Annotated in this window: 16 protein-coding genes; 9 read left to right on the top strand and 7 right to left on the bottom strand. The window is 43.7% G+C overall.

The window, feature by feature from the left end; all coding sequences use genetic code 11:
* The first annotated feature begins 235 nt into the window (after window positions 1–235).
* The 4 genes from FOR85_RS05135 (at window position 236) to FOR85_RS05120 (ending at window position 3,114) form a co-directional block, all read left to right on the top strand.
* A complete protein-coding gene (locus FOR85_RS05135) occupies window positions 236–1,243 on the top strand; it encodes a hypothetical protein (protein WP_144297010.1) in 1,008 nt (335 codons plus the stop codon).
* A gap of 39 nt (window positions 1,244–1,282) precedes the next feature.
* Window positions 1,283–2,137 (top strand): hypothetical protein, encoded by an 855-nt coding sequence (locus tag FOR85_RS05130; protein WP_144297009.1) that lies wholly within the window; start codon window positions 1,283–1,285, stop codon window positions 2,135–2,137.
* 76 nt (window positions 2,138–2,213) lie between these two features.
* Entirely contained in the window at window positions 2,214–2,387 is a 174-nt protein-coding gene (locus FOR85_RS12620; protein WP_190295502.1) for a hypothetical protein, read from the top strand.
* A gap of 169 nt (window positions 2,388–2,556) precedes the next feature.
* Window positions 2,557–3,114: a superoxide dismutase family protein gene (locus FOR85_RS05120; protein ID WP_144297007.1), complete on the top strand. Its 558-nt coding sequence runs from the start codon at window positions 2,557–2,559 to the stop codon at window positions 3,112–3,114.
* Window positions 3,115–3,202: 88 nt separating this feature from the next.
* Here FOR85_RS05120 and topA read toward each other — a convergent pair whose 3' ends face one another.
* Window positions 3,203–5,869, bottom strand: a complete 2,667-nt coding sequence (topA, locus tag FOR85_RS05115; protein ID WP_068407179.1) for a type I DNA topoisomerase — start codon at window positions 5,867–5,869, stop codon at window positions 3,203–3,205.
* Window positions 5,870–6,150: 281 nt separating this feature from the next.
* Window positions 6,151–6,708: a hypothetical protein gene (locus FOR85_RS05110; RefSeq protein WP_144297006.1), complete on the bottom strand. Its 558-nt coding sequence runs from the start codon at window positions 6,706–6,708 to the stop codon at window positions 6,151–6,153.
* A 340-nt stretch (window positions 6,709–7,048) separates the two neighbouring features.
* Here FOR85_RS05110 and FOR85_RS05105 point away from each other — a divergent pair, with 340 nt between their 5' ends.
* Window positions 7,049–7,588 carry a DUF2799 domain-containing protein gene (locus FOR85_RS05105; RefSeq protein ID WP_144297005.1) on the top strand — a complete coding sequence of 180 codons (540 nt, stop codon included), beginning with the start codon at window positions 7,049–7,051 and terminating at the stop codon, window positions 7,586–7,588.
* A gap of 383 nt (window positions 7,589–7,971) precedes the next feature.
* On the opposite strand, the gene FOR85_RS05100 is transcribed toward FOR85_RS05105, so the two are convergent.
* The 3 genes from FOR85_RS05100 to FOR85_RS05090 all read right to left on the bottom strand — a co-directional run bounded on the left by FOR85_RS05100 (window position 7,972) and on the right by FOR85_RS05090 (window position 10,309).
* Entirely contained in the window at window positions 7,972–8,373 is a 402-nt protein-coding gene (locus FOR85_RS05100) for a biopolymer transporter ExbD (RefSeq protein WP_068407187.1), read from the bottom strand.
* A gap of 75 nt (window positions 8,374–8,448) precedes the next feature.
* The gene (locus tag FOR85_RS05095) at window positions 8,449–9,141 is read right to left on the bottom strand and encodes a MotA/TolQ/ExbB proton channel family protein (RefSeq protein WP_068407190.1); all 693 of its coding nucleotides are present in this window, start codon (window positions 9,139–9,141) and stop codon (window positions 8,449–8,451) included.
* A 181-nt stretch (window positions 9,142–9,322) separates the two neighbouring features.
* Window positions 9,323–10,309, bottom strand: a complete 987-nt coding sequence (locus FOR85_RS05090) for an energy transducer TonB (protein ID WP_144297004.1) — start codon at window positions 10,307–10,309, stop codon at window positions 9,323–9,325.
* A 356-nt stretch (window positions 10,310–10,665) separates the two neighbouring features.
* Between FOR85_RS05090 and FOR85_RS05085 the strand changes: the two genes are divergently transcribed.
* The 4 genes from FOR85_RS05085 to FOR85_RS05070 all read left to right on the top strand — a co-directional run bounded on the left by FOR85_RS05085 (window position 10,666) and on the right by FOR85_RS05070 (window position 14,965).
* Window positions 10,666–11,721, top strand: coding sequence for a siderophore ABC transporter substrate-binding protein (locus tag FOR85_RS05085; protein WP_144297003.1), 1,056 nt, complete (start codon window positions 10,666–10,668; stop codon window positions 11,719–11,721).
* A 96-nt stretch (window positions 11,722–11,817) separates the two neighbouring features.
* Window positions 11,818–12,927, top strand: coding sequence for an ABC transporter permease (locus FOR85_RS05080; RefSeq protein WP_223808516.1), 1,110 nt, complete (start codon window positions 11,818–11,820; stop codon window positions 12,925–12,927).
* Between the two features lie 120 nt (window positions 12,928–13,047).
* Complete coding sequence (locus FOR85_RS05075) at window positions 13,048–14,142, top strand: iron chelate uptake ABC transporter family permease subunit (RefSeq protein ID WP_144297002.1); 1,095 nt, start codon at window positions 13,048–13,050, stop codon at window positions 14,140–14,142.
* Between the two features lie 52 nt (window positions 14,143–14,194).
* Complete coding sequence (locus FOR85_RS05070) at window positions 14,195–14,965, top strand: ABC transporter ATP-binding protein (protein WP_144297001.1); 771 nt, start codon at window positions 14,195–14,197, stop codon at window positions 14,963–14,965.
* Window positions 14,966–14,977: 12 nt separating this feature from the next.
* Here FOR85_RS05070 and FOR85_RS05065 read toward each other — a convergent pair whose 3' ends face one another.
* Complete coding sequence (locus FOR85_RS05065) at window positions 14,978–16,378, bottom strand: PepSY domain-containing protein (RefSeq protein ID WP_144297000.1); 1,401 nt, start codon at window positions 16,376–16,378, stop codon at window positions 14,978–14,980.
* Window positions 16,379–16,533: 155 nt separating this feature from the next.
* The gene (locus tag FOR85_RS05060) at window positions 16,534–18,612 is read right to left on the bottom strand and encodes a TonB-dependent receptor domain-containing protein (protein ID WP_144296999.1); all 2,079 of its coding nucleotides are present in this window, start codon (window positions 18,610–18,612) and stop codon (window positions 16,534–16,536) included.
* Between the last annotated feature and the right edge of the window lie 704 nt (window positions 18,613–19,316).

Below are 19,316 nucleotides of genomic sequence, written 5' to 3'. Positions count from 1 at the left end.
TAATCCAGCCTTACAAATTAAAGAGCCGCTCATCGTCATGATGGGCGGCTTTTTTTGGTAATAATAAAAAACAATCTGGTTAAAACCCTGTGCTATATTTTAGACAAAAGTTTATTTGGTAATAATTATGATTTTGAAACACTTGATTTTAAATCGTTTCGCTCTATGTGCATGTTCAGCTGTCTGGTTTTCAGTAAGTCTAATGGGTTGTCAGCCTAACGTTGTTCCGAGTATTATGACAACACTTCCTGTTCCCGACAAGATGACGTCTGCGCCAACACAGCAAACGCCAGCTATTAAAGGGCAGGCTCCAGAACCTACTAAAGCCACAACTCTGCAATGGGCAAGCCATTATCAGTGGCAATTGGCACACGTCAAAGATCAGAAAGGAAACCTTGTTAATATCGACACGGCTAATCCCATTACTTTAGCAGTCGCGCCCAGCTCATTAAGCTTATTTCAAGGCTGCCAGCATTTTTCAATCGACTTTGGGTGGATGGATGCGCCACCTTTTGAGTATGGTAGCGATCTTAGACAAAAACCCTCTGACTGTAAAAACACCCCTAGCAATAAAATGAATCAAGGCGATATAGAAGCGCTATTTCCTAAAAACGGCCTATTAAAATTAGGGATTACGCTGTCAGCAGTAGCAGAAAATAAGCTCGACAACATTCAAATGGCACCGAAAAATTTGATGATTAAAATCGAGAATGGCAATACATTAATATTCACAGGTAAGCCTCTAGCCTTTAGAAAACCAACGGGATTACCAATTGATAATGCATTACTAGAGCGTTACGATTGGCAGCTAAAGAGCGCCGTTCGTAATACTTTTGATGTTAATAGAAAGATTATATCTCGACAATCTATTGGTGATTTTTATCATCCAGAGTTTCCAGTATCGTTGATATTTAGAGGATATGATGATAGTCAATATGCGTCATTTAACTCAAACTGTAATGGCGTCGGTGGTCCATATATTTTGATGAGAGATTATACCTTGCTAGTTGGCTCAGGAATGCAAACCGTCATGGGCTGCGGCATCACTGGCAATAGAATTGAAAATGAGCTTTCTAAGCTGGTTAGTAACAGTAAAAGCACCCTGAGCTTAAGCCTACAGCCGTCTATTTCATCAGAATCTCAGTCAAAAAACCAAACCGATTTTCCGCGCTATAACCTATTGCAAACTTTTGATTCAGGCGAAACACTCATTTGGAAAAACGAAGTAAAGAAAATACCTTAGCCCCTATTCATTTTCATATTTTTTAAAAAGGATTTTACAATGCTCCTGCCAACTATAAAGCGCTCATTAACTATTATCAGCTTGTCTGTAGCAGTGGGATTAATGGGTTGCCAGTCTGCGCCATTGAATAGTACCCAGCAGACCACTATCGTCAACACACCTATTACTAAAGATAAATCTAACTTTACTGACGAGATAGTAATTAAAGAATCACAAGTAATGCAATGGGTAGCTCACTATGACTGGCAATTGGCGCAAGTAATTCATCAAAACGGTAACATAGCCGATATCGAAAATTTTGCACCGATTACCTTAGCAATAGAACCCAGTTCAATAAGTCTGCATCAAGGCTGTGAGCATTATAGAATGGATTTTCATGCGCTGTCCGCGCCGCCTTATCCCTATTATTCTCATCTTACTAAAGTACCCACAACTTGTCATGACGACAATAATACTGATACTGCAATTAAAGAGGATAATAGTATTCAATCGTTATTTGTTAAGTACGCACCTGTTAGGCTTAATTTTGAGTTATTGCCAACTTCACATTTAACATCACAATCAGCGCCAGTCGCTATACAAGCTGCCCCTAAACGTTTGGCACTTAATATCGAAAATGGTAATCGCTTAATTTTTATAGGTTCACCTAAAGCATTGGCAACTCCCGCTGGATTGCCCATTACTAACGAGTTATTAGAGCAGTATCATTGGACGCTGGTGAGTGCCGTCAGTAATACTTATGATGCAAAAGGGGAATTAACTAGAAAACCTTTGGGCAATTTTTATCACCCAGATCATCCTATTTCAGTGAGCTTTGAAAGTTGGCCTAACAATCAGTACGCATCCTTTAGCTCAGGCTGTAACGGCGCGCGCGCCTTATTTTTTACTCAATGATAATACTTTCAAAGTCGGCACTATTATTAGTACTGTAATGGGCTGCGGTGAGACAGGCAATAGAATCGAGTCCGCTTTGTTTGATTTGATGCGTGATAGCAGCAGTCAGCTAACATTAAGCTTACAACCCTCACAGCCAACATCGCCAACAGCAGATAATCAGACCGATATGCCTCGTTATAATTTATTGCAAACGATGGCAACAGGCGAAACCTTAGTTTGGCAAAACGAAGTAAAGAAAACGCTGTAAACCTTTTTCAAACGCATACGTTATTTACATTTATTAACCGATTGTTGCGCATTTAATGAATAGTTATATTTAAACCTTGGCTATACTGATTGCGACATTGAGCAATGTTTGAGTATTTTGATAAATAACAGAAATTTATCACGACAAATAAATATAAATGGAGATAATAATGAATAAGACGATGCTTGCAAGTGCCCTGTTATGTGGTTCAGCTCTAGCGATGACAGGTTGCCAAACCGTCAAAGGTCAAATGCAAACGGGCAATCCACTTAACCAACCTGCGTTGAAATCTACCATCAATGCAGTCGCTGGTAATAAAAACGAAGTGGGTCAAGTATTCTTACGCCCAGTCGATGGCGGTGTCCAAGTTTACGGTAAGCTGATGAATTTGCAGCCCGGCAAGACTGTGGCATTGCACATTCATGAAACCGGTAGCTGTGCCGATATGGGTAAAGCGGCTGGTGGTCACTTTAATCCAGATAAAAAACCGCACTCTCATCCTGATGATATGAATGGTCATCCAGGAGATTTGCCGAACTTAACCGCCGATGCGAATGGCGTTGCTACTATCAACTATGTGAATAAGAAAATCTCTGCCGCTGATGCAGGTAAATACAGTGTTAACCGTCTAGCCTTTATCGTCCATAGCGGTGCTGATGATTATAAGAGCCAGCCTGCTGGTAACGCAGGCGATCGCGTTGCTTGCGGTATCATCGAAAAGAACTGATAGCCCAAAAGTTAATAGCAAAAAACCTCTTAGATAATCTAAGAGGTTTTTTTATGACTATACATTATTGATCTAAAGGCGAAAGATTTTACTCTTCTACCCACTCGCCATTACGCCAGTACACGCCCCAACGGGTGGCTTTGCCGTTTTTCTCAGAGCCAATATACTGCTCTTTTTTCTTCCGTGACCAACGTAGAATGGTTGGATTGCCATCTGGATCCTCATCTGGACCTGCAAACAGATACTGGAATTTATCTTCCATTTTATCTTTGATTTCGCGTAACTCAGCCAGCTTTGGTGGACGGGTTTCGCGTACTTTTGGGAATTTAGACGCGGCTAAGAACATCCCAGCCGCCCCTTCACGCAAGATAAAGTAATCATCATGTTTGGTCGATTTTAGCTCCGGCAGATGGATAGGCTCCATACGTGGCGGTGCCGCTTCACCGGTTTTAAGCACCTTACGCGTGTTATCACATTTCTGACAAGCAAAGTATGGCCCAAAACGTCCGGTTTTTAGTTCCATCTGTCCATCGCATTTATCACAGTCGATGGTTGGCGCATCTGAACCCGGTACTTCAAACTTACCTTCTTCTAGGATATAGCCGTCGCAATCAGGATTATTACCACAGATGTGCAGCTTTAGACCACCATCGACGATATAGCCATTCATGGCCGTACCGCATTTCGGACAGCGTTTTTTCTCCATCAAATCTTTAACTTCGGCTGCTTCATCATCGCTGTCGCCATCATCAAGATTGGCAAACGCTTCGACTGGCATCAAGTTCTTGGTACCTTTGCAGCGCTCTTTTGGCGGTAAATTATAGCCAGTACAGCCTAAGAATACACCCGTTGAGCCGGTACGTAGTTGCATCGGACGATCGCAAATATCGCAATGGACGTCTGGCACATCGGTTGGATCATTCGGACGCATACCATCTTTTTCTTTGGCACGATCTAGAGTCTTTTTAAAGTCGCCATAAAAGTTATCGAGGACATCTTTCCAGTCGGTATCGCCTTCAGCAACATGGTCAAGCTTGTCTTCTAGCGCAGCGGTAAAGGTATAATCCATCAAATCTGGGAAACTGGCGGTCAATCTGTCGGTGACGATATCGCCCATTTTTTCAGCAAATAAACGTTTGTTTTCAAGCTTCACGTAACCGCGATCTTGAATGGTTGAGATGATAGACGCATAAGTCGAAGGTCGACCGATGCCTTTTTTCTCAAGCTCTTTGACAAGGCTTGCCTCTGTGTAACGCGGTGGCGGCTTGGTAAAGTGTTGACTCGGATCGAGCTTATCGAGCGTTAACTTATCACCTTGTTTGACATCAGGTAATAAAGTATCGTCAGTCTTCGCTGGTGGCATGACTTTAGTAAAGCCATCAAACACTAGGGTGCGACCGCGTGCTTTTAGCTCAACATCGCCGGCAGCGACAAATAGATTCACGGATAAGTATTTCGCAGGCGTCATCTGACAAGCGACAAACTGACGCCAAATCAGCTCATATAGACGAATGGCATCACGCTCAACGCCTTTTAACTGCGTCGATTTCATATTGACGTTAGACGGACGAATCGCCTCATGCGCCTCTTGTGCGCCTTGCTTATTGCCATAGAAGTTTGGCTTTTCTGGCACGTATTTGTTGCCATAACTGTCTTCGATATAGCCACGTACGGCGGCTAATGCATCACCAGACAAGAAAGTCGAATCGGTACGCATATAAGTAATATGACCAGCTTCGTATAAACGCTGCGCCAAAATCATGGTTTTCTTAACTGAAAAGCCCAAGCGCGTACTGGCAGCTTGCTGCAATGTCGAGGTGATAAACGGCGCACTCGGACGCGACTGCGTTGGCTTCTCTTCGCGCTCTTTCACGATAAAGTCGTTTGAATTAAGAACTTCTAGGACTTTATCGGTCTGCTCTTTATTAACAAGCTTTAGCGTTTTGCCGTCTTGCTTGGTTGCCTCTAGACGAATCGCAATGTGCTCAGCGTCTGCCGCTTTCTTGGCTTTACTATCAGCAACATGAGTATCGGCGTGAATCTGCCAGTATTCTTCTGGAATAAAGGCGCGAATCTCATGTTCACGCTCGACGACCAAACGCATGGCGACCGACTGCACGCGACCAGCTGACAGACCGCGAGCGACTTTTTGCCAAAGTAGCGGCGATACCATAAAACCAACGACGCGGTCTAAAAAGCGCCGCGCTTGCTGCGCGTTCACGCGGTCAATATCGAGCTTTGAGGGCTGTTTAAAGGCATTTTGAATGGCGGATTTGGTAATCTCATTAAAGACCACGCGCTCATATTTACTGTCTGCGCCGCCGATAACTTCTTTGAGATGCCAAGCAATCGCTTCCCCTTCTCTATCCATATCCGTCGCCAGATAGATTTTGTCAGCGTCTTTGGCTAAGGCTTTTAGCTCTTTGATAACCTTAGTCTTATTAGGCAATACTTCATAGACAGCCGCCCAGTCATGTTCTGGGTCGACGCCCATGCGCCGTACCAATGCCTGCTGGGTTTTTTCTTCTTTGCTTAGGCTGTCATCTTTTTTACTCGCGGCTGGCTTTTTCGCGCTTTTGCTCGCGCCCACTGGCAAATCACGGACATGACCGATACTTGAGCGGACGATAAAGTCGTCGCCTAAGTATTTATTAATGGTTTTTGCCTTGGCGGGTGATTCTACAATCACCAAAGACTTGCCTTTGGGTTGGTCTTTTGCCGTGGCTGGGCTTTTTTTGGTTGCGGTTTTTGCCATAAGTGACGACACCATAATAAGTAAATTAAAATAAGGATAAACTCGGCAGCTGGCAATTTATAATAGTTAGTTATAATGGCTCAGCGAATTATTGTAGTAATGGCGGCCGATAAAAACGGTTATAAAACAAACAATAACCATAACGCATAGATACAGTTATAAAGACGTTACACTGCAAAGCGTTAAGCTGTCAACTTAAAATGACTGAGAGTTTGCCAAAAGGACTTGCATATTGCCTCTTTATGGAGACGAAAAAATTTTTTACTAGCACCGTGCGTTTTTTATGCCGACTTTTGCATCTGTAATGCCCATTTCTCAAGGTTCTCTTTCATGATTAATAAGTCGCTTTCAATCGTTTGCTGCTGATAAGCAGGATTGGTCGCCGGACGCACATAAGCAATATCTTCCCAATAAATAACAATGCTATTCGACCTCACCAATAATGCTTTTACAAATGGCTCGATGCTGGCTGGCAGCGCTAAAGGTTCTTTATCCAAGCTAAAATTGGCTTGTACGGGTAAGCTTTTATTGTCGCTGCTATTGTTATCACTACTGCTGGCGTTACTTGCCGGACGCCATTGTCCATCTAGCACCTGATAGCGAGTTAATGGCAGCTTGACATTATCGAGCACCAAACCATATTGCCCAATCATGCCGCGACCATACTCATTGTCACGGCCTTTTACCCAATCAGGGCAAGTAACTAACTTGGGATTGAGCTGCAAACGGCGCGCCGTCATACGCAGCTTATCCAAACGCTGGTCGATACCGCTAGGTTTAAGCGCCATCATACTCCCTAATACAAATAGTACAATGGCGATCGCAATCCACATTCCCATAACAGTCTGACCTTTTAACAAAATTAATGGTGTGCTAGTGATTAAAACGGGCTGAATAATCTATCAGCGTGGCTCTTTATATAACAGCTTAAATATAAACGGCGACTATCTAGTCGCTTATAATGAGCGTAAACCTTTAAAAAACAAACGCTCGTAAATACTATCTTCTATAAAGGGCTAGCTGCTAGGCACACCTGATATTTACCAACGCCTTGCTATTTATAGTGGCATATCAAATACTTAGTACATAAAACCACTGATCCGATAACAAGATGCAAAAAGTTGGTCGCCTAAAAAGGTGCTATGATAAACCATAATTTTAAACGCGCGCAGGTTTATTATGAATTATCTTATTAAACAAAACTCATCGACTGCTGCATCAGTAAGTAAAGGTGTCGGCAAACTTATAGGTAAATCTGGGCTGACCATCTCGCTAGTAGGCGTAGCTTTACTGACTTTATCGGGCTGCGCGACCACCCAAAGTCTGACGCCTGAACAATGCCAAAATAGTAACTGGCAAGAAGTCGGCTATGTCGATGGACTTCACGGGCGCTCGGGTGCTTACTTTGGCAATTATACCAATCAATGTGCAAGTGTCGTTGGCGCAACGCCAAACCGCGTATTGTGGGAGCAAGGTCGTCAGCAAGGTCTAAAAAACTACTGCACTGAGCTCAATGCCTATAAACTTGGCCGCGAAGGTTATGATTGGCAGCCTGTCTGTCCACTCGAAGGCATCGAAAAACTTGAGGAAGCCTACGCACAAGGACGCTACTATTATATGCGCCAGCGCGACCTTGATTATCTGCGCTCGCCCTATCCGTTCGGTTATGGACCTGGACGCTTTGGCTACGGTTATCGCCCGTTTGGTTATGGTTGGTAATTACTATGATTAATGGTCGCTATACAGTCAAAACATCCTGAAAACGCGACGGTATTGCTGATATCAATTTTTTGTAGCCTCTGTCTGCGTAGGCACAGCAAACAAGAAAAATTGATATCAGCAGCGCGTGATGTATCGATATTACTTTTCACTCACTATATGACCCACCGAATGCCATACAATATACTAAATTGAAGGGTTGCTAAAAAAAGATAACCTCGCAAGGTTGCCCAAGCGAGGCGGGAGAGAAAGTTTATTATTTTAATTATTCTTGTTATTGTCGTGGTTATTTTCTTATTACTAAGCTTACTTATTTACCTTGCTAGCTTATTGTTTTAAAAACTATTTTTACTGCTCAACTGTATTAATCAGTCGTTTAAACCTTACTCGTTAACAAAAGCCACCTTCGTTAATCCTGCTTGACTGGCTGCCGCCAACACTTGCGCCACGGTATCATACCTACTTTCTTTATCGGCACGCAGCTGGATAGAAGGATCCTTGCCATTCGCCGACTGTTCTTGCAGACGCACTTCTAATGCTTCTATACTGATAGGCTTGTCATCCCAAAACAAACCTGCATCTTTATCGATGCTAATTTGAATCGCCTCGGGCGGTGTTTCATTGACCTCGGCACTGGTTTTCGGTAAATCCAATGGCACCGTTGGATTCAGTACGGTCGCTGTCAATAAAAAGATAATCATCAATACCAGCATGATATCGATAAGCGGAATAAGATTCATCTCATTCATGCTTTGACTGTCATCGTCACCCAATTGAAATGCCATAATTGTTCTCAATACCGTTAATTGTCGTCTTTTCTGCTCGTGCTTTTTTGGCTTATTATCTCTACTGAACCATCACTACAACTGCGATGGTGCGGATTTATGATAATGCTCAGCTTGTTTATCTGCATTTGACTGCTTCGTTAACTGCGTTACTTGATTAGTAGTATCACGTTGGACTGCTGGCTTTTGAATTGGCGCTTGTTGCACTGCAGCAAGCTCGCTAGATTGTGCCAATAAATCATGCGCTCTATCATTGGCGTGATACATGACGCGGCGATTGATACGTATCGCAAGGTTATAAAACACCACCGCCGGAATCGCAACAGCAATCCCTAAACCGGTCATAATAAGGGCCTCACCGACAGGTCCTGCGACTTGTCCTAATCCTGCTTGACCACTGACACCGATATTATGCAGCGCATGGAAAATACCCCACACCGTGCCAAACAGACCGATAAACGGCGCGATTGCTGCTGTCGTACCAAGTATCGGCAAACCGCGCTCACTGGCAAAACGATAGCGACCGATGTGCTTGAGTAACGTCTGCTCAATCACCAAACGCCGAGACGCGGCATCGCTTTCAACCAAACTGACCTGCTTACTATGAATCTGCGCACTCAAATCATCGGCGACGCTAGCTGCCAGTTTGCGACTTTGCAATATGCGAATGATACCCGTCACCCAAGAGGCAATAGATAAAACAAGAAGCAAAAAGAATAAGGTTCTGGTCACCATATCGCTATATTGCCAGTAGGTTGTAAAGTCCATATCAGACTCCTTAATGTGGGATGTCGTTACTTGTCATTTTATGATTGTTAGCAGTACGAGTTTTGATATCTATTTTCGTACCTCGTTGCTATATTTCGCTGTGTTTCACTATATTTTGTATGTGTCGGTTGTTTTATATCTGCTTGTATAAATGCGCTTTTCTACACCCAGTCTTTTATATTTAAGGAACCGCATAGGCAATTGGCAGGGTGACATTACCGACCACTGGCGCGCCGTTTTTGGTAAAGGGCTTGAATTTACCTGAACGCACTTGGCGCTGTGCTTCTTTATCTAACAGCGGATTTCCTGACGATTGGGCCACACGTACGCTATCGATACCGCCTTGTTTATTGACTCTTAATACCAACACCACGTTGAGCGTATCTCCCGAACGGGCGCGGCGAGCGGCGCGGTCAGGAAAGCTAAAGTTTGGCGCCGATGCCCAGTTCGCAGCACTGGCGGTAAAATTGACAGGCTCATTACTTGCCGCAGCCGCAGCTTTGGCTGCAGCCTCTGCTTTTGCTCGAGCAGCGGCTTCTGCTTCTCTTTCAGCCTTTGCCTGCGCTGCTTTTTGCGCCGCCTCTCTAGCGGCATTGGCGTCTGCCTGCGCTTGAGCGTCACGAGCCGCTTGCGCCTGCGCTTCTTGCAGCGCTTTTGCTTGCGCTTGTCTTTCCGCTTGTTGCGCTGCCTTTTCTGCCTGCGCAGCTATTATACGGCGCTGTTCGTCAGCGACTGACTTATCAATAACTGGTGGCTTGTCTTCTATTTTTTTCTTTACAGGTAGTTCTTTTATAGGCGGCGTCTGTACAGGTTTTTCTTTCTGAACGATTGGTTCTTCTTCTCTTACTACTGGATCTACTGGCGTAACCGCTTTCATTTTTTGTTGCGTTTTTGGTTCAGGCTTGGGTTCGGGTTTAGACGTTGGTATAGATTCAGCTTTACTTTGCGGCACTTCCTCTACCTCAGTAACCACGTTTTCGATGGGTTGAGTAGGTAATGTGACCATTTGGATTTCAAGCGGCGGCGTCTCTTTAATGGGCTCATCTTTAAGCGTAGGCGCTTTGATGATCACCAAAGCGATTGCGGTAAGCAGGTGTAGCCCGACCACTAAAATAATAGCGATAAGTATCAATCTAAGTGGTGGCGCCTCTAAATCCGTTGAACTCATAACACCCTAACATTTAACCGTGATAGAATAGCGTAGATAATAATGCAAACGATAACTATTATCAATAGTAAATTATTAATCTCTCCATTTTTTTACTGCCTATCTTAAGCAAAGTTCTTGAGCAAAGTTGTTTAAAACTAAAAATTTAATGAATGAAAAGTCAGTTAATAAAAACCATTATCGTTAATATTGATAATAAGTCTCAATTACTTTATTATGGCAATTGTTTTTATAGTGAAAATAGCAAATGATCGTAAAACTTTAATTATAAAGCCGCTATTTTTTATCATTATTCTGCTGTTTTTTTAGCATTCTTATAACAATACCAACCAAACCTTTGATATACCGAGTTATTTATGACTACTACTTTATGTTCTAATCGTACCGCAAGCCTCCTTGTTAAACGTCCATTATTGACCGCCATGATGACCGCGTTCATTGCTAGTGTTGGCTTAGCAGGTTGTAGTTCGCCTGATTCAAGTGATAATGAGATAACAGAAACCAAAGCTGAAAACCAAACGGCTGATGCGGCCTCGAATGTGGCTGAAAATGACAACGTTTCTGTTGCGACCATCGCAGTTGATACGGTAAAAGGTAAAGTCGATTTGGCCATGAATCCATCACCATTGGTCGTTTATGATATGACCTTGATGCAAGATTTGGCGGCGCTTGACGTAGCGGTTGACGGTATGCCAAGTGGGCTACTTTTAGATAACTTACAGTCAAAAGTACATCCTGATCCTAAAGAAGTCGGCACGGTATTTGAGCCTGATCTTGAAGCGTTGAACGCCATGCAGCCGCAAGCAATTTTGATCGGCTCGCGTATGGCAGAAAAACACAATGAGCTATCGAGTATCGCTCCCACGCTGGATATGAGCATCGATACGGCAAATATTTATGAGTCAAGCAAGCAGCGCTTACACGATTTGGGTGCGTTATTTGGCAAAAGCGATCAAGCAGTGAAATTGCAAGGCAATATTGACACGCTGATTGACGAGACCAAAGCCTTAACCAAAGAAAATAAAGGCAAAGGCTTGGTGGTTATGGTCAATGGCAATAAGCTGTCAGCCTATGGTGATAAGTCGCGTTATGGTTTTATTCACAGCGTATTAGATATTCCAATGGCAGATGATAAAATCACTGATGCGCGTCACGGTCAGCCTATCTCATTTGAATACATACAAAAGACCAATCCAGATTGGTTGTTCGTCGTCGATCGTAGCGCTGCAATCGGTGAAGATGGTGCGGGTGCCAAAGCCGTATTGGACAACCCACTGGTGGCGCAAACCACTGCGTGGGATAAAGCCCAGGTAGTGTATCTAAGCCCAGACTCTTACTTAGCCTTTGGTGGTTATTATCAGTGGCTACAGGATTTAACGACGATTAAAAACGCCTTTACTAAGGCAAAATAAATTTTGACGCTATACAAGATACAAGTAGCAGCTGTTGCTTATGACAGTTGCTATCCATAAAATTTTTCACACCCTATTCGTAAGCCAGTAGCCGTTATGCCATTATTTTCACCTCGTGCTCAAGCCAGCGTTAAAACCAGCTCTACTCTGCCAGCTGCGCCATCAAGCTGGCAGCCGAGTGCAAGTAGTGGCAGCCGCTACGCCCGTGATAAACAGCGCCGCGCTGCGATACCGCCGTGGTTAATAAACACAGCCAGCCTCATTATTATGGGGCTTTTGGTGTTATTAAGCTTATCCATTGGTGTAGCAGATTTTTCGTGGTCAGGTATTTTGCAAAGCCTTATCAGTCAAAGCGCCAACTCTGATAGTTCATTAATGTTGGTGAGCCGTATTCCGCGCACCGTTGCCATTATTTTGACGGGTATCGCGATGGCGGTGGCTGGGATGATTATTCAAGTGGTGCTGAAAAACCGCTTCGTGGAACCCTCGATGGTTGGGGCAACCCAAAGCGCCGCATTGGGATTACTGGTAGTCAGTTTATTGTTCCCAGCCAGCGCGCTACTGGTCAAAATGGGTGTCGCAACTATTGCGGCAGTCGCGGGCATGATGCTCTTTATGCTGCTGATACATCGCGTTCCGCCGACGGATTTTTTGATGATTCCACTGATCGGTATTGTCTTTGGTGGCATTATCGAGGCGATAACCACTTTTATCGCCTACCAAACGGAATCGCTACAGATGCTCAGCGTTTGGCAATTTGGCGACTTCTCTTCGGTATTAGCTGGACGTTACGAATTGCTTTGGTTGACGGGCGCACTATGCGTGCTGGCTTATATTATCGCCGATAAACTGACCATCGTCGGTTTAGGCGATAATATCGCGCTAAACTTGGGGATTAGTAAACGACAAGTGACGTGGCTTGGTGTTGGCATGGTGGCGATGATGAGCGCTGTCGTCGTCGTAACCGTTGGTATGATTCCCTTTATCGGTTTGGTCGTACCCAATATCGTTAGCCGCATTATGGGCGATAAACTACGTCGCAGCTTGCCCGCAGTCGCGCTCTTGGGCGCATCAGCCGTGCTACTTTGTGATATTATCGGGCGCTCCATTCGTTATCCTTTTGAAGTGCCTGTGGCGACAGTTTTTGGTGTGGTCGGCACGGTGATATTTTTATGGTTGTTATTACGTGCGCCTGCTGAGCAATAAGCCCTAGCGCAATCTTGTCGCTGCCTGATTGTTAACACTTTTCTTAATTTATTCGTCCTGTTGTCTGATTAGATAAGCTTGGCGTTGTTACTATTGAAGGTAGCATAGTAGGATTTATTCATGTTCTCATCGTCTAAGCATAACTTTATAAACGACAATTCTACCAAGACTGGCTCGGCAAAAAAGAGCGCTCTAGCAAATGCTACTTTAGACAATGACAGCCTTGAAGATACTTGTCGTCAAAACCTTTTAGCAAAACTTTGGACCTTTATCGCTGGTCATCCAAAATCCATTGCCGCGATTATTTTACTTATCTCGATGACGCTGTTTTTGACACTTAACGTCAACGGCTATTGGGACTTTGCCCTGCCATTACGCGGTAAAAAATTACTGGCGCTAATGGTCGTCGGTTATGCCATCGGCGTATCGACCCTGCTCTTTCAAACCTTGACCCACAATCCTATTTTGACACCCTCCTTATTGGGCTTTGACTCACTGTATGTGTTATTACAAAGCTTATTGGTGTTCTTTTTAGGCACCATTAGTTTTACCAGCATCAACCCCATTACCAAATTTACCCTTGAAATCGTCCTCATGTTTGGCGCGTCGTTATTGTTGTTTCGACTGTTGTTTTCAAAAAGCAGTCAGGATTTAACGCGGCTGATACTGGTAGGCGTTATCTTTGGCGTGTTGTTTCGCAGCTTATCAGCGCTAGTTGCACGGCTCATTAACCCCGATGACTTCGTGGTAGTCCAATCGGCCAGTTACGCGCAGTTTAATACGGTCAATCCGCAGCTTTTGGGCATTAGCTTTGTTATTTGCGTCATCAGTGCGCTATTTATCTGGCGCTGGCGCTATCAATGCGATGTCTTGATGCTGGGCAAACCACAAGCAATTAACCTTGGTATCAACTATCAACGCCTCGCCTTTGGGCTATTAACGGTCATTGCGGTATTAGTCGCTACGGCAACCGCCTTGGTCGGTCCGGTAACTTTTTTTGGCTTACTGGTCTGCGCCTTGACCAATCGTATCGCGCGCCATATGTATCACAGTGAGCGTCTGATATTGGTCAGCTTGGTGGCGATGATTTGCTTGGTCCTCGGTCAAACTATATTTGAGCAAGTACTCGGCATGGCGGGTGTATTGTCAGTAGTGATTGAATTGGCAGGCGGCTTGGTATTTTTATTACTCATATTTATGACCTATCGCCGCTAATGATGACTTTTTAAAACGCAACGGTTAAATTTTTCTAAAAACAAGAACTACTATGATTAAAATAAATAATGTTTCCCACCATATTGGCAGACAGCAAATCCTGCATAACATTAGCCTGTCTTTACCGCCCTCGCAAGTAATTGCCTTAATAGGACCAAATGGTGCGGGTAAATCGACGCTGTTTTCGGTGATGGCGCGCTTGCAACCGCTACAATCAGGGCAGGTCAGTTTCGTTATAGGGAATGAGGAGCATGACATTGTCAGCTGTCATGCACGAACGCTGTCTAAGACCGTAGCCATGCTTGGGCAAGACAACCAAGTACAAGGTCGGTTGCGTGTGCATGAGCTGCTGATGTTTGGGCGCTATCCTTATCATCAAGGACAACCAACGGCTGATGATCAGCAAAAAGTGCAGGAAATTATCGAACGCTTTGAGCTTGAGCCGTTAGCCGAGCGCTTTTTATCGACGCTCTCTGGGGGTCAACGTCAACGCGTGCTGATTGCGATGATTGTCTGCCAAGATACACCGTACCTACTCCTTGATGAACCGCTCAACAATCTAGATATGTACCATGCTGGCCGTCTGATGCGTGAGCTGCGCGAATTGAGTCATACTGAGCAAAAAACCGTGGTGATTGTCTTGCACGACATCAATCAAGCGGCGCAATTTGCCGATACGGTAGTGACGATGAAAGAGGGTCGCGTACTGGCAACCGGTGCGCCTGTTGATGTACTCACGCATGAAACCATGAAAGAGCTATACAAAGTCGATGTGACTGTCCTTAACCATCAAGGCCGACCCGTGATTGTCGATACGGTTTAAGTACGGGGTGTTTTATAACTGCTTTTTAATAGCTAGTTTTCCGTAATGGTTTGAAAATTTATTTTTAATGGTCAATTTTTGCTTTAATCGGCTTTGACGAGCTTTGACCCATAAATACACACCGGTAGCGGACAAAACTGCCACGGCCAACCCTATCATTGCTAAAAATATTTGATACAGTAAATGAGCGTTACCCTGTCCAATATGTCCCATATGTAAGGTTGAGCACCATTGGTCGATTTTATTACCAAATGCGCTTTGATAACCGAAATTAACCTTTTCAACTTTGCCAGTCGCCGCAGACACTGTGATAGACGAGGCACCACCGTGAGTGCCGACATCTTTGTCGGTTTTAAAACGCATTTGCCATTGCCCCTCCTCTGTAAGCCTGCGGATACCCAATGTCTGCTGTACGGTTACGCCATTTTTTTGCGCAGCAATATGCGCTTGCTCAGTTAAATACGCAATACTATTCGCTTTATTAACAAAGGTATTACTACCCGTTTCAGTGCTCATTGGTGCAACGGCTGACATAGCCTGCTCGCTCGATTTATCTGTTGTCTTTGACTTGCCTTTTTCTTCTCTTTTACCCTCTCTACCTTCAAACCCGACCAATACTTGCATCACGGGTTGATACACCGATTTTAAATTAAAACCGACACTCGACCACGCAATGACAAATAGCATCAGCCACAACCATAAACCAAAAGCGTGATGCAAATCATAATTGAGCTTAAAGGTATTGGTTTTGCGGCGGATTTTCCACGCCGGTAGCCAGCGCTTAATAAAAGACGCACGTTTTTTAGGCGTAGTTTTAGGTACAGTTTTCTGCAATGCTTTTTTACCGTTAATAGCTCTAGGAAAGGTCAAGTAAAAGCCAATAAAGCAGTTAATCGTCCAAATAAGGGCAATCAAACCTAGCAGCAGCTTACCAATATCGCCGAGCAATAAATCACGGTGCAACCAAAACACTTTCCACATGGTATTACGCCATGCCCACGCGTCTTTATCACGCGTTCCTACGATATCGCCGTTATAAGGATTGACATAAACCTCTTGAAACGGGGCTTTAGGTTGATTTTTAGCGCTTTGACCTCTGGCTCTATCGACCGAGAATACCGCAGATTTATCCGCTTCTAATGATGTTGGCATACTAGAAAAATTGTACTCTGGATAGGCGGCGATCACCTTGTCGTGCAGGGTTGCAATAGGAAGCTGTGGCCCATCTTGCCGCTCAATTTGAGCCAATTTATAATTAAACATATCATCTAGCTCTTCATGGAAAGCCAATAACGAGCCAGTAATGCCAGCCATAATTAAAAAGCCTGCCATCACAAGTCCAGTATAACGGTGAATCCAAAGACAAATACGGCGCAGATTCGATGCAAAAGAAGAGAAGGAAAGTGAAGTCATGAGTGCTGATTCTTTATGAATATATAGGATTAATGGGGCTATAGCCGAAGCGTAATGTTTAAAAAGAAAGCTTGGGTGCCAAAAAATAGCGATAAAAAAGCCAGCTCTTTTTTATAAAAAGCTGGCTCTATTGCGACTAGAAAATAAATGCAGGCTTAAAACTGATAGGTTAAAGAAGCTTTGATATTACGACCTGGCTCGAAGTCAGTAGCAACATCATCAATCGGGTTTAGGCGAGATGAGTGGCTCGCATAAGCTTCATCGAAAAGATTGTAAACGCCAACCGTCGCTTTTAGTCCTTCAATTTGTTTTGGCGAATAGTTCATAAAGATATCATGAACGTCATAGCTTGGTTTTTCAATGTCATTTTCGCCAGTATTTGGCATTACTGAAGCGACATAGGTACTGCGCCAGCCAATATCTGTGGTCTCCGTTGGACTATAAGCCAAATTGACCATATATTTATCACCCGACTCTGAGCTGCTTCCGGTCACTGATGGAATACTATAGCCTGTTTTGTCGCCTTTACTGCGCGCTCGCGAATAGCTCAAACCCATACTAAAGTTATTCATTTTATAATCAGCGGCGAGCTCAACGCCTTTAATTTTAAAATCTTCATCTTTATTGATGACGCCTTGGCAGGCTTCAGGGGCAGCGCTGGTACCTAATTGCCCAGTTGTGCAATTCATGCCAACTCTGCTACTACCTGCGCGTACAAACTCAATATAGTTTTCGATATCGGTTTCAAAATATTTACCGCTTAGTTGCAGGGCATCACCGGCGACCGTTAGATCACGTAAGGTTGTAACGATTCCCACTTCAGCGTTAGACCCTTCTTCTGCTTTTAAGTCATTATTAACATACGTTTTATCACCGTCCGAATTAAAGATGGTTTGGCTTAAATCAGGACCATTAAATAACTGTGTGTAGCTAGCGAATACTTGCGTTAGTGGTGCAATCTCATAGCTTGCAGCAAGTGCACCGACGACATTGTCATAGGTTTTGCCCCCAGCGATAAACTCAGGAGATTTATAACGGTCATAACGCACACCGGGTGTTAAAGTGAGCTTACCGTTTCTCCATTGGTCTTCTAGATAAACAGAGGTGTTTGTTGCCTCGTCTGACCCTGTTTTAACGAAGTCGAGCTCCATCTCCGATTCTTTTTTGTAGTGCTCAATCCCAGAGATGAGCTTGTGCGTGCCAACATTCGTAGCAATGTCACTGGTGTTTTGGATTTTTGCGCCTGTGGTTTGAACTTGCGCGTTAAAATCAAAACCTGGATCATTGATATAATCAGAATCGCGCAAAATACGGGTTTTAGTCTGATACACATTGGTATCTATATCAATCAGCGGATTGCTAGGATTAAACTTATAATCAATACCATAAGTATCGCGCTTCACCTGTTGCGGAATTGGTGGCTCAGAGCGACTCGGAAAATCTGGACGGAATGGGAAAATCCCTTCTTTCTCAGTACGGCTAAAGCTTGCACCTACATGATGGTCATTACCAACATAAGCACCGGCTTTTAATAAGAAGCTCTCGCTCTCACTGTCTTCAAACAACTCACGGCCTTCACCGTCTTCACCCGAGCTGGTATCACGCTTGCCATAATAAGCCAATAAATCGACATTATCAGATGGTGCGCCAAAAACCGTGGCTGACGTCAGTAGCTCATCATTATTACTGGCATAACCTGCTTTTAGCTTGGCACCAATCTTTTGACCAGGTTTAAGTAAGTCAGCGGCATCGACCGTTTTAAAAGCAACCGCGCCGCCAAGTGCATCATTACCGAGCGTGACAGAATTGTTACCCACTGCCACATCCGCTTGTTTGAGCAAATCAGGATCAATGGTGATATCGCCCATATGATAGAACAGCTTGCCTTCTTGGCGCGCGCCATCAATGGTGACTTTTAGGTTGCTATCTTCAAGACCGCGAATACGAATGCGCTGGTTGACCGCTGACGTACCACCTATGGTCACGCCTGGCACCACATTTAAAAAATCGCTTAAATGGCTCGCTTGCTGTGCAGGCGTATAGTCTTCGACATCGACGCCATCCTCTTGCACCTTTTCACGTACCGAGCTATTGGCAGTTACGGTGATGGTTTGTAAGGTGGTACTAGGCAATTCCTCCGCCGCCATTGCCAGCTGTGACCATAAAATAGCTGAAACCGTCATGGATAACACCGTTAATTGATTAGAAAATGTTGCTGACTTAACTTCACGCATAACACACTCACTTTACTTACTATTAGGATTGAAGGAATTAAGAGCCACTTTAGAAAGACAGTTTGAAAAAGATGGTCCGAAAAAAACAATTTGGGATTTTGCTTTTTATTTTCTATTAAAATTTTTGTGTTTTATTGATTGACCACGCCTACTCAATCAACAAATACATATAGAAATAACATGATTAACACTAATGATAATTATTAGCATTTGAAATATGACAGGCATAATAACGAAGTATTAACAATTTGGCAATAAATAAAGTAAGGAATTTAATTCAATAAGATAGACGACATTGTGAAAGTTAAGCAGCACCTAACATCGACTGCTATTAAGTACTTAATAGCAGTCGTAATTTTATTTGTCATAAGCGCATTAAGGTTTTGTTAAATCGCCGAGATGAAACAAATTAATATTTTAATCGCAAAAAAACATTGCAATAAGCAAGGCTTTCGCTATACCCTTAGATAGCTGACTAATTAGTCAGGTTTTAATCACCATATCTGGCAATATTGATAAATAATGGTGAGCTGCTTTTATTTATTAGCACACGGAAAAGTGCGACTCTCTGTTGGAAAATTAGTAAATGCTTAGATAGCTAGAGAAACAAGATGAAGATCTAGAGTTTACTGAAAGGCTTTTTTAAGTCACGGACTCAACTCTCAAATCATCAGTTTTCCTACGCTGTTTAGGTTTACCTTCAG

It is taken from the genome of Psychrobacter sp. YGAH215 (assembly GCF_007280595.1).
Classification (GTDB): Bacteria; Pseudomonadota; Gammaproteobacteria; order Pseudomonadales; family Moraxellaceae; genus Psychrobacter; species Psychrobacter faecalis.
The sequence above is the reverse complement of the archived record's forward strand: the minus strand, read 5'-3'. Positions and strand labels throughout refer to the sequence as shown.